11 protein-coding genes are annotated in these 10,042 nt (G+C 46.7%); 10 read left to right on the forward strand and 1 reads right to left on the reverse strand.

Annotated elements, in window-relative coordinates; all coding sequences use genetic code 11:
- Nucleotides 1-52: 52 nt before the first annotated feature.
- From feoB to DKW60_RS22855, 4 genes are all read left to right on the forward strand, one after another.
- Nucleotides 53-1,351 (forward strand): ferrous iron transport protein B, encoded by a 1,299-nt coding sequence (feoB, locus tag DKW60_RS22840; protein ID WP_281271883.1) that lies wholly within the window; start codon nucleotides 53-55, stop codon nucleotides 1,349-1,351.
- Nucleotide 1,352: 1 nt separating this feature from the next.
- The gene (locus DKW60_RS22845) at nucleotides 1,353-1,619 is read left to right on the forward strand and encodes a FeoC-like transcriptional regulator (RefSeq protein WP_109839964.1); all 267 of its coding nucleotides are present in this window, start codon (nucleotides 1,353-1,355) and stop codon (nucleotides 1,617-1,619) included.
- A 256-nt stretch (nucleotides 1,620-1,875) separates the two neighbouring features.
- On the forward strand, nucleotides 1,876-2,406 hold the full coding sequence (locus DKW60_RS22850) for a YgaP family membrane protein (RefSeq protein ID WP_109839965.1): 531 nt from the start codon (nucleotides 1,876-1,878) through the stop codon (nucleotides 2,404-2,406).
- A 48-nt stretch (nucleotides 2,407-2,454) separates the two neighbouring features.
- A complete protein-coding gene (locus tag DKW60_RS22855; protein ID WP_109839966.1) occupies nucleotides 2,455-3,324 on the forward strand; it encodes a 1-aminocyclopropane-1-carboxylate deaminase in 870 nt (289 codons plus the stop codon).
- Between the two features lie 18 nt (nucleotides 3,325-3,342).
- Here DKW60_RS22855 and DKW60_RS22860 read toward each other — a convergent pair whose 3' ends face one another.
- Complete coding sequence (locus tag DKW60_RS22860; protein ID WP_245929770.1) at nucleotides 3,343-4,005, reverse strand: GTP cyclohydrolase II; 663 nt, start codon at nucleotides 4,003-4,005, stop codon at nucleotides 3,343-3,345.
- Between the two features lie 179 nt (nucleotides 4,006-4,184).
- On the opposite strand from DKW60_RS22860, the gene DKW60_RS22865 reads away from it, so the two are divergent.
- The 6 genes from DKW60_RS22865 to DKW60_RS22890 all read left to right on the forward strand — a co-directional run bounded on the left by DKW60_RS22865 (nucleotide 4,185) and on the right by DKW60_RS22890 (nucleotide 9,914).
- Nucleotides 4,185-5,405 (forward strand): DEAD/DEAH box helicase, encoded by a 1,221-nt coding sequence (locus tag DKW60_RS22865; RefSeq protein WP_109839967.1) that lies wholly within the window; start codon nucleotides 4,185-4,187, stop codon nucleotides 5,403-5,405.
- A 438-nt stretch (nucleotides 5,406-5,843) separates the two neighbouring features.
- On the forward strand, nucleotides 5,844-7,082 hold the full coding sequence (locus DKW60_RS22870; protein WP_109839968.1) for an ATP-binding protein: 1,239 nt from the start codon (nucleotides 5,844-5,846) through the stop codon (nucleotides 7,080-7,082).
- A 235-nt stretch (nucleotides 7,083-7,317) separates the two neighbouring features.
- On the forward strand, nucleotides 7,318-8,052 hold the full coding sequence (locus tag DKW60_RS22875; RefSeq protein ID WP_109839969.1) for a HipA family kinase: 735 nt from the start codon (nucleotides 7,318-7,320) through the stop codon (nucleotides 8,050-8,052).
- Nucleotides 8,049-8,888 (forward strand): DUF3037 domain-containing protein, encoded by an 840-nt coding sequence (locus DKW60_RS22880; RefSeq protein ID WP_109839970.1) that lies wholly within the window; start codon nucleotides 8,049-8,051, stop codon nucleotides 8,886-8,888. Before DKW60_RS22875 ends, DKW60_RS22880 begins: the two co-directional genes overlap by 4 nt.
- Nucleotides 8,889-9,237: 349 nt before the next feature.
- A complete protein-coding gene (locus tag DKW60_RS22885; RefSeq protein ID WP_109839971.1) occupies nucleotides 9,238-9,492 on the forward strand; it encodes a type II toxin-antitoxin system Phd/YefM family antitoxin in 255 nt (84 codons plus the stop codon).
- Nucleotides 9,492-9,914: a type II toxin-antitoxin system VapC family toxin gene (locus DKW60_RS22890; protein WP_109839972.1), complete on the forward strand. Its 423-nt coding sequence runs from the start codon at nucleotides 9,492-9,494 to the stop codon at nucleotides 9,912-9,914. The genes DKW60_RS22885 and DKW60_RS22890 overlap by 1 nt, the downstream gene beginning before the upstream one ends.
- The last annotated feature ends 128 nt before the right edge of the window (nucleotides 9,915-10,042 follow it).

Consider the following 10,042-nt stretch of genomic DNA (forward strand, 5'->3'; position numbering starts at 1 on the left):
CAACTGAGGATTTTAGGTTGATGGCAGTCGTCAATTATTTGAAGCAATCCATCTGCCACAGTGGTTAATCGCATTCTTGTCAGATGGTATTGGAGGCGGCCTGCAAGTAGTCGCGACCTTTATTCCGGTGATTGGCGCGCTGTATTTATTCCTGACCTTGCTCGAAGAATCAGGCTATATGTCACGCGCCGCCTTTGTCATGGATCGCTTAATGCGCAACCTCGGCGTCTCTGGTAAAGCCATCGTGCCGTTGATTGTTGGCTTTGGCTGTAATGTGCCATCGATTATGTCAACGCGGACTCTGGACACCCCTCGTGAACGCATTATGACCGTCCTCATGGCTCCCTTTATGTCATGCGGTGCCAGACTCGCGGTATACGCCCTCTTCGCTGCTGCCTTCTTTAAAACGGCAGGCCACAACATCGTATTTTTATTGTATCTGGTGGGCATTGCCTTTGCGGTTCTCACCGCACTGATTATGCGCAAGACCCTACTAAAAGGCGGAGCCGGTCACTTTGTAATGGAAATGCCGACCTACCAACTCCCACAAATGCGCAATGTCTGGCTAAACACCTGGAACAAACTCAAAGGCTTTGTACAGGACGCCGGTAAAATTATCATCATAATGGTCGCTGTGATCAACGTCATGAATAGCTTGGGCACAGATGGCAGCTACGGCAATCAGGACAGTGAAAAATCCGTACTCAGCGCCAGTGCAAAAGTGATCACACCGCTCTTCTCACCAATGGGTATTGAAGAAGACAACTGGCCTGCAACCGTGGGCATTCTCAGCGGCCTATTAGCCAAAGAAGTGGTTGTCGGTACTCTGGATGCGCTTTACAGCAGCCTTGATAAAGCCCCCGAAGACAACGCGCAAACAGACACCGCACCAAGCATGCTGGAAGGATTGCAACAAGCTTTCGCCACCGTTCCTGACAACCTCAAAGGGCTCAGTGACACCCTGCTCGACCCATTGGGTATTGCCAGTATCAGTGATGATCAGGACGTTGAGAAATCCACCTTTACCGCCATGCAACACCGCTTTGATGGAGCAGTCGGCGCATTCGCTTACCTGCTGTTTATCCTAATGTATTTCCCCTGCGTGGCCGCCACCGCTGCGATGCATCGGGAAATCGGCACCAAATGGACACTCCTAGGGGTCGCCTGGAGCACCGGCTTAGGCTATGGGGCTGCGGTTTTATTCTACCAACTCGCTACCTTTAGCCAGCACCCCACGCAATCAATGGTGTGCTCAGCGATAATATTGGGTGTATTCGCCGCGGCAGTACTGGCCTTTTATCGTGTGGGCAATCAGGCGCCTGACCCGACTTTCTCTGTTAAGGTCAGTTGATATGTTACTGGGTGAGATTCGTGATTACGTGAAACAACGAGGCAGCGTCTCGCTCAATGACATCGCTTTGCACTTTGACATCACACCTGACTCGGTACAGTTCGCCATTCAATACTGGCAACGTAAAGGCAAAATCCAACAACGCAATGCTGCGGATACCGGCTGTAACAGTGGTAGCTGCGGCAGTTGTGCCAGCAATCAAACGCCTGCTGTGACTTATGAATGGGTCTCCCGAAACATCCCGTTACACTGGCATCCCTCACGCTAAACAACTCGCATTGAATACAATATTCACGGGCATCATTAATGAATAATAAATAAAGTCTGACTCAGGACAATTCACAAGCGTTGAGATTGCGGTATTCTGGTTACAGGTTGAAAAAGATCGTGTAATCCCAATTATTACTATGATGAAATAGAACTTTGACCAGATAACAGGCGACTAAGGTATTGTTTTAGCGCATGATGGGCGCTGAAAATGACAACTATAAAACCTGATTTCTTACCCAAATGGAGTTAACAGCATGAACTTAGAACGTAACGTTGGTAGAAACGACAAAAACATTAGAATCGCAGTAGGAATTGTCCTTTTGATCATTGGTCTATTCTTTGCAAAAAACTTTTTGATCACTTTGATCGGTGCTATTGCCTTGGCAACGGGTGTGACTAGTTTTTGTGGTTTGTACAAAGTCCTTGGTATGAGCACTGCAACGGTTGCCGAAACAGCCACTGCAAGCCCGGACCTATCAGATCGTGCTGTTGAAAACCTGGAAGACTTCAAAGAAGAAGCTGTTGAAACAGCTGGCGAACTGAAAGAGAAAGCAGACGAAGTGGTTGAAGACATCAAAAGCGGTGAGTTCGCTGAAGATGCTAAAGAGAAACTCAGCGAGCTAAAAGACAAAGCAGAAGACGTTGTTGACGACTTGAAAAGTGGCGAACTGGCTCAGGAAGCAAAAGAAAAGCTTAGTGAGCTGAAGGAAGACGCTGAAGAGCTGGTTGATGCAGCTAAAGACAAAATCGCACAGGCAAAAGACAACCATACACCAAAATCATAAAATAATTATTGCCAGTGTTCTGCGGAGCACTGGCATAATCCCACCCTTTTGACACAAGCACTGCAAATTAACTGGCAAGACTCTGTCATTCAAACCATCCGTTTTAAAAACCGGGATTACTTCCTGAAGCGCGATGATTTACTGACACCCATTTCGGGAAATAAGGCTCGCAAATTATACGGCCTGCTAAACACTGGTTTCTCTGGCTACCAACGGCTCATCAGTCACGGTGGTGCTCAGTCCAACGCGATGCTGGCACTGGCTCAGTTATGCCAAATGATTGGCCTGCCATTTCATTACTACAGTCGTCCCGTACCCAAATGGCTACGGCAAAACCCACTTGGAAATTTACGCACCGCCTTAGACGCTGGAATGCAATGGCATATCACCGACAACGGTTTACCGGCACAACAGACTGAACCAGAAAGCTTGATGATTCCGCAAGGTATTTCTATGCCAGAAGCACAGTCAGGATTGCAACGATTGGCTGAGGAAATTGAGGAATTCTGCCAAGACAAGCGCATCGATAAGCTATCGGTTGTGACACCTTCCGGAACTGGCGCAACTGCGTTATATCTGCAAAAACACCTCACACACCCCGTTTATACGGTGCCTTGTGTTGGTGACAGAGACACCCTTGAGAAACTATTCAGGCAACTACTGCCCGATACAGAGCGCTATCCCCTCATTCTGGACAGCAAAAAACGCTACCATTTCGGTGAATTACACCCGGAATTACTGGCAATCTATCAAGACTTATTAAACAGCACAGGCGTCGAGTTTGAACTCATGTATGACGCCAAAACTTGGTTGGTGCTGCAAGATCAAGCTTTTGACACGCCCGTGCTATATCTGCACAATGGCGGCATTAGTGGCAATGAAAGCATGTTAGCGCGTTACCGCCGATTAAATAGCTAGCGGGGTATGACCTCGAAACTACGAAGCGTCGTCAGATGTAACATCAATCTGATGATTCGCCTTTAGCACCTTCGCCTTTAGATAAGAATGGTTGCCCGCGCTAATAAATGCACCGGTGGTCACAGTCTCAGTCACATCAATCTTGTACTGCTCAAGCTGCTGCACTTTATTGGGGTTATTGGTTAGCAAGCGGATGCGATCGGCTTTAAGTGTATGCAGCATTTGCGCAGCCACTTCAAAATCACGTAAGTCATCAGCAAAGCCCAGCTTTTGATTCGCCTCGAAGGTGTCATAACCCTCCAACTGCAAAGCATAGGCATCGATCTTATTATAAAGCCCGATACCGCGACCTTCCTGACGTAAATACAGAATATAACCGCCCTGCTCTTTGACCTTTTTGATCGCTTCTTCTAACTGCGCACCACAGTCACAACGCTGCGACTCAAACACATCACCCGTCAGGCACTCAGAATGAAGACGCACCAGCGGCACCTCAACCTTGTCAAAGTCGCCTAAGCCAATCGCAATATGCTCTTTGCCATCCACCAAGCCATCAAACGTAAAGAACGTCGCGTCAGTACCCTCAAGCTTATGCAGAGGAATCACGACATTATTGCGAACACGCGCAGCAGAGGGCATCGCTGCAGTCTGAAGCGGCTCGATATGTGTGATGTTCGCCATGAGTCTACCTATCGGTCAAAAGGAGATTTTACAAAAAGCTGAGGCACAATGATACGTTGAGTTACTGTGAAGTAATAAAAACCTGATAGCACCACAGACATTCTCCTATATACTCCACACCATGCGCATCCACGCTTCACCCTTTAACGACACTGCAGCATGCTAAACAAGGAATACCCATGATTTTTTCATCGCTTGACCTCGCCCCAGATCTTCAGAAAGCGATCGACGCTTGCGGCTACCGCGAGATGACCGCCATTCAGGAACAAGCGATTATTCCGGCACGCCGTGGCAAAGACATCCTTGCAACCGCCCAAACCGGCACAGGAAAAACCGCGGCATTCTCATTGCCGATTCTGCAGAAGCTGGCAGAAAAGTCGCAGTCAAGCGAAGCGACAGGCCCGCAAGCCCTGATCCTCACACCGACTCGCGAACTAGCCGAACAACTCGCGGAAACCATTGGCGCTTACGCACAATTTCTACCCATCACCGTTAAAGCGGTTTACGGTGGCGCTAAAATAGTCACTCAGGAAACTGCACTAAAAGCCGGTGTTGATGTACTCATCGCCACACCGGGCCGTTTACTAGAGCATATCGAAAAATGCAACGTTGAATTATCCTCCGTTCAATACGCCGTACTGGATGAAGCCGATCGCATGCTGGACATGGGATTTATCAGTGATGTTCAGGCGATTCTGAAACTCACCGCTAAAAAGCGTCAGACCTTATTATTCTCCGCCACACTCACACCCGGTGTGAATGAGTTATCCCATAAGCTGTTAAAAAATCACCTGACGATTCGCGCCAACAAAGTCAATGCCACCGCTGAAACCGTACAGCACGTGCTATATCCGGTAGAGGAACGCCGCAAGATAGACCTGTTTATGGAGCTACTCGAAGAATACAACTGGTTTCAGGTATTGGTATTTACCAGCACCAAAGAACAAGCAGACCAACTGCGCTTAAAACTGAAAAAACACCCGGTTGCCGTCTGTCATGGTGATAAAAGCCAAGGCTCACGCCGCCGCGCGATTGCCGACTTTAAATCCGGCAAAGTACAGATTCTGATTGCCACCGAAGTTGCCGCGCGTGGACTCGACATTCAGGGACTGGAATACGTGATTAATTTCAACCTGCCGTATCTCGCGGAAGACTATGTACACCGCATTGGTCGTGCTGGTCGTGCCGGACAACAAGGCCACGCCATCTCCTTTGTCAGTCGTGAAGAAGAACGCAGTCTGGACAGCATCCAGCGCTTGATCGGGCAGAAAATAAAACGCATTCACCGTGATGGTTTTGAAGTGAATTATCGTGATGAACTGGTTAAGAAAATTGCCAGCCATAAGCGCCCGATGCGTAAGAATAAGGCGTCGCAGACGACGATTAAGAAGCGTAAGTAAGGGCGCGTACGCATCGCTTTGAAGGGGTTTGTGGTGCTAGCTTTGTAGTAGATTTTGTATAGATAATCACTTTCTATTGAATTATCCATACAAAATTTACTAAGCTGACGCTATAAGCCACTTATCCTCACTACAACACCAAGTCATTCCTCACTCTACACTTCTAACCTTTTTTAAATGACTACTCCCCCATCCGAACGTGTTATTGAAGTCACTTCCCATGTGCATTAATCGTTCAAAACACGTTGAAAGTCCAGCTGGGCGTTTTAGCTACCATACTGTGCCTGCACACTATTACTCACTAGGACAAACACCAGTCATAGAAACACATAGCGCCTTAGGCATGGCAACACCAGATCAGTCTTCCGTATAACTTGCCAACACTACCCATCAAAGTTACTATTAATCCATTAAATTTAAATCTAACATTTAAATATCATGGATAAAATACGCCATATAGCCGGAAAAGTCGACCAGCTACTCCACATGTTCCCTGCCGTTGCTGTGATCGGTCCTCGCCAATGTGGCAAATCGACCTTAGTCAAACAGCTTCGACCTGACTGGAAATACTACGACCTCGAAAGCCCCGATGACTATCAGCTAATCACTGACGACCCCATTGCTTTCTTTACACTCAACACCGACAAAGTCATTATCGATGAAGCCCAGCAGTACCCGGATTTATTTCGCGTACTCAGAAGCGTGATTGATGAAAACCGTAAACTCAAAGGTCGGTTTCTGCTGACCGGATCAAGCTCTCCCGAGATTGTAAAAGGCATTACAGAAAGCTTGGCGGGTCGCATTGCAACTGTCGAAATGTGGCCGTTTAAACAAACCGAGCGCTTTGACCAGCCCCTGCCGGACCTATATGAGCGCATTTTATCTGGCGCGGATGGGATTGAAGCGTTCAGCGATCTATCTACCTCGATGACGCTGGCACACAGCATGCAGGCCTTACTACAAGGCGGTTTTCCTGAGCCCGTGTTGGAGTCGGAAAGCAACGACCTCTATCAAGCGCAATGGATGGATAATTACATTGCAAACTACATAAACCGGGATATTCGCGGGCTGTTTCCCAAGTTAAATATCCACGTCTACCGCCGCTTTTTGTCATTACTGGCGCACCACTCCGGACACCAGCTGAATATGAGTAGTATGGCGCGTGCGCTGGAAACCACGGTGCCAACCATCAAAGAGTATCTGGATATTATTCACCAGACGTTTTTATGGCGAAACGTGCAACCCTTCAGTAACAACCCGCTGAAAAAGGTACAGAAAAGTAATAAAGGCTTTTTCCGGGACACAGGCGTATTGCACCACTTACTGAAGATCAATCAGCTGGATGCTTTATTGGTACATCCGGTCGCAGGCTTTTCGTTTGAAAGCTTTGTCACCGAAGAGCTGATTCGCGGCTTTCAATCCACTATGGCGACACAACTTGAATACAGCTACTACCGAACGGTTGATAAGTCCGAAGTGGATTTTGTGATCGAAGGCACCTTTGGCGTGATCCCTATCGAAGTGAAGCTGAATACCGTCGTCAAACGTCAGGCACTCAGAGGCTTGGAAGGCTTTATCAGCGATGTGAAATGCCCTTACGGAATTGTGATCAATCGTGGCAAGCGGGTGGAATTTTTGAGTGAACGGGTTGTTCAGATACCGGTGCAATACATCTAGTATTATGGACTTTAGCCAGAGTTTATTGCTTCATTAGCTGCCGCTACTTTGGCTAACTTACTCGCCATGCCGCATCGGGAAGTTATTGAGTTTGAACCTCCGACATTACATATAAATTCATCAACAGTGGCACTGGACGATTCAAACAACGCATAACGGTTGTAGTACACTCTTGTAATGTATAATTTACAATATCTAGACAATTGATTGGGTATCGAATGAGGCATCACTTTTAATGACGGTAACTATAGAAGAAGTCATTCGCCGTTCTGACCAAGGCATGACTGAACCCTTTATCTGTCGCGGTGATGACAAGCAGACTTACTTCGTTAAAGGTATTGCCACTACAAGGCGGAGCCAATTATCAGAGTGGATAGCTGGAAACCTTGGCTTGGCACTCGGACTACCCATTGCGCCATTTGAAATCGTCGAGATTCCTGAAGAGCTGATCATTTCAGGAAGCTCATTAAAATTATCAGATCTCGGCTCGGGGTATGCATTTGGCTCACAGCTCAAAGCGGATGCCATTGAACTCACAGTATCCAATATTTCTGACGTACCCGCAGCGATACAACAAGACGTATTAGTATTCGACTGGTGGGTGAAAAACAAAGACCGAATGCTCACACAACAAGGCGGCAATCCGAACTTATTATGGCAACCCGAATCGAAAGAACTGGTAGTTATCGATCAAAATCAAGCCTTTGATTCTGACTTTGATGAAACGAACTTTGCAGATCTTCATGTTTTTTCCAGGCAATGGAGTAGCATTTTTGGTGACTTACTCAAACCGCAACAATACAATGAACGCTTCGAGGCAGCATTGGCTGACTGGGATAAAATATGCGATGCGATACCAGAAGAATGGTTTTACATCGACCCAGAAATGACCATCCCTGTTGATTTCGAACTAGACTTGATTTATCAATTACTCAAACAATACGAAACAGACGACTTCTGGACACTATGAATAAGACTGCCTGCCAATATGCGATTGTACGCTTCGCCCCTTATGTAGAGACGGGTGAGTTTGCTAACGTGGGTATCGTTATGATAGCTCCGAAGCAAAACAACTTTATCTTCAAATTAGAAACGCGTCGATATGCACGCATTACCCGCTTCTTTGAAGAAATGGATTCGAAGCTTTACACCGAGTCTATGAAAGCCATGAATTTAGAATTGAGCCGCTTCCAAGGAATGCTCAAAAACCACACGTTCACAAATCACGGCCACCAAAGCATTGAATTTGGTCAGCAGCTATTTTATGAAGCTGTTCGTGAGCGAGAGAGTATTGTTCGATTCAGTGAGCCCAGAGTGACGCTCACTACCGACCCTAAACTCAAGTTGGACGAGTTATTTGCCTACTATGTTGAGCGCAATTTTGTGACCAAGGAATACAGAGAAACAGTTCTGGAAAGAGGCGTTCAAAAGCTACTCAAGCAGGCCAATATTGCCAACCGTTTTCAACGAACAGCTGTAGGTGATGACACTTATCACCGGACGTTCCCATTCGTTGAACAACTTGATAAAGAACCCGTTAAGATCATCAAGCCATTAAACTTGGGACACAAGGAGCCTAGCAAAATTATCGACCACGGTGGCTCATGGCTGTTTGCGCTCGACGTTTTAAAGAGCAATGGTAAGTTACCCAATAAAGCCCTGTTTACTGTTGAAGGGCCACCGAACTCTGCCAATGAACAACGTCATAAGGCTTTTGAACACGTCGTCGGCCGATTAAAAGCGAAAGGTGTTAATGTAGTGACTCATGACGAGCAAGAACGAATCGTTGATTTTGCTTCGGCATAACCCAGACCACCACATCACGGCTTAGAAAACGTGAGAAAATGGATCGAGCAATCTCGGTCGGCGTCAAAACCTCAGTGCATTCATTGAGGTTTTTCGCTTTTTGTAATACAGCTTTCCTATTATCCCTTAACCTTCTTAGCCCGCGCTTTCTTCTTAGGCTTCAACTACATCGGCAAGCCTGCTGATGAAAATAGTGAAAGCCTAAAATTTACAATTAGTCAGGGTTTCATTTTCAATTGGACGGATGAAAACTTTCAAATAGTCGAACTCTTGAGCCATTGGTTTTCTCACGTTGACCCTCAACAATAAAAAGTAGTAACATATCTACAAACACTAATAGGAGTGCACTATGATCACTAACCTAACGAGTCGAGAGTTTAACCAAGACGCTAGCGGAGCAAAAAAAGCAGCGAATAAAGGCCCTGTCATTATCACCGACAGAGGCAAGCCTGCACATGTCTTACTCAGCATCGACGAATACCAACGCCTGATTGGAAATACTCAAAATATCGTGGATTTATTGGCCATGCCAAAAGCAGATGATATTGAATTTGAACCACCAACGCTGTCAGGTGGATTATTGAAACCTGCGGATCTGTCGTAATGTATTTATTGGATACCAATGTCATTTCTGAGCTGCGCAAAGCAGGCTCGGGAAAAGCCAACCAAAACGTCGTCGCATGGGCTGCCCGTATCCCTAGTAGTCAGCTCTACGTTTCCGTGATTACGCTCCTAGAGCTGGAAATGGGGGTTTTAAGCATTGAGCGCAAAGATAAGCAGCAAGGCGAAGTGCTAAGGCACTGGCTAGAAAATAACGTCATCCCCGCCTTTAGTGAGCGAACACTGGTGTTAGATACACCTGTTGCGCGTCGCTGTGCTGCCATGCACGTACCAGACAGACGCTCTGAGCGTGACGCCATGATTGCGGCCACCGCAGCAACTCACAATATGACGGTTGTCACTCGTAATATTAATGACTTTATGGACACAGGGGTTGAGTTACTTAATCCGTGGGAGTCATTTTAAAACACCCAAGCGGCCAGAAACTGACGGCTTGAGTGATATCCCACCCCATACCCTTTTGTCATGATGGTGTTTCAGATAATCAGTCTCCTTTTCTCCTAGCCCTTTACAGAGAGTTATGATTGAAAGTA

The sequence above is a fragment of the Leucothrix pacifica genome (assembly GCF_003172875.1).
GTDB lineage: Bacteria > Pseudomonadota > Gammaproteobacteria > Thiotrichales > Thiotrichaceae > Leucothrix > Leucothrix pacifica.